We start from the raw sequence: 1,643 nt of genomic DNA, 5'->3' as shown, positions 1-1,643 counted from the left end.
CGGCGTTTTTCAAGACAGTTGTCGCCTAAATTGTTAAGCAGCTTCTTTATGTTGCTCTGGATTTAACGCCACAGCGCCTATTGGCTGCCAGTTTCGCTCTTCTTTTGACCATCGCTCTGGATGTTCATTTCTTTTTGTCTGATACAACGTTTTTCGCTTCGCCAGTATTCCAACATCAAGACCATCATGCCTTTGGTTTGGTGTCACAAACTTAATCCTGCTATGGCGATGCTCGTTGTTGTACCAACAAACAAATTCATTGACCCATTTACGTGCTGCTTCTAACGACTTAAAACCTTCACTAGGCCAACGTGGATGATACTTTACCGTTCTAAATAGCGATTCTGAGTACGGATTATCATTACTTACCCTTGGACGGCTTCGTGAGGTCACAACGCCTAAATCGTACATCTTAGCTCGCATCGTCAGGCTCTTCATGGGCGCGCCATTATCTGAGTGCAACACAACGTCTTTCTTTAAGCATTTCTCTGACCAGACGGTGCGCTCTAGTAGTGCTGCTGCTTGCTCACCTGTTTCGTCGTAGTGAACTTCCCAACCGACGATTTTTCGACTGTAAATATCTTCAATCATGTACAGATAATAGTGTTTTCCTATCACCGTTGTAGGCAGGTAACTGATATCCCAACTCCACACTTCGTTCGCTTTTTTAGCCGTATAACTGGTTGGCTTTTTATGAACATTTCTCGGCTTAGCTTTGCCTCGGTGGTGCAGCATGTTTTTAGTATGTAATACACGGTAAAAACTCGACTCCGAAGCAATATACTCACCTCTATCGGCGAGTATCGGGACAATTTGGCTTGGTGGTAATGAGGCAAACTCTTCACTATTACACACATCAATCACGGCTTGTCTTTCAGCATGACTCAGTTTATTTCCAGGCTCTGGCCTCATTGCGGTTGGCCTTTTATCTGCGCTAATCTCACCGCCTATTCGCCAACGCTGTAAGGTTCTACTTGATAATCCAATCACGTCACAGGCCTTATCTTGTCTCGCGCCTGATGCTACTGCTGTACTGACCCACTGCGCGTGCTTCTGCCTATCGGTCAGCGAAATCAGTCTTCCTCTTTTTCCTTCCAATAGGCATCGAACTTTTTTCCGAGTACGAGTAAAGCAGCCGCTTCCGCTAACGCTTTATCCTTTCTACGTAACTCACGTTCTAGCTCGTTAATGCGTTTTTTGTCAGTCTTCTGTCCAGGTGTTGTCTTGGCTTTACTTGTCAGTGTTGTGCTTGTATTACCGGCAATGCAAGCTTGCTTCCATCCGTTGACTTGCTCAGGATATAACCCCTTAGCTCGGCAATATTCATTTAACTCAACTGCCGATAGAGAGGCTGTTTCCAATACCACTGAAAACTTTTCTTCACTTGACCATTTATCCGATGAACTGACTTTTGACACGTTTAACCCTGAGGTATTAAATTGCTTTTGCCAACTATACAGGGTTGAGAGATTAATGCCTTCTTGCTCTGCAAACTTACGAACCGACAAACCACTTTGACTAAACTTGTTTAATATAGCTTCTTTAAATTGACCGGAATGCCTTTGATAATTCACTTGCTGTAACTTACCGCTCCCTGTTTATTTGTAAATTAATTGAGGCGACAACTATCCTGACACAGGGGG

Annotated in this window: 1 protein-coding gene; it reads right to left on the bottom strand. The window is 44.0% G+C overall.

The window, feature by feature from the left end:
- Positions 1 to 33: 33 nt before the first annotated feature.
- Positions 34 to 1,574, bottom strand: a protein-coding gene (locus AAEY98_RS22090) for an IS3 family transposase (RefSeq protein WP_351019683.1) whose coding sequence is annotated in 2 segments (ribosomal slippage) — positions 34 to 1,109 and positions 1,109 to 1,574 — 1,542 coding nt in all. Because the reading frame shifts where the segments join, the coding sequence is not laid out codon by codon here.
- Positions 1,575 to 1,643: the final 69 nt, after the last annotated feature.

The organism is Shewanella sp. AC91-MNA-CIBAN-0169 (genome assembly GCF_040310165.1).
Classification (GTDB): Bacteria; Pseudomonadota; Gammaproteobacteria; order Enterobacterales; family Shewanellaceae; genus Shewanella.
Note: the sequence above shows the minus strand (reverse complement) of the source record. Positions and strands in the feature narration are given on the sequence as shown.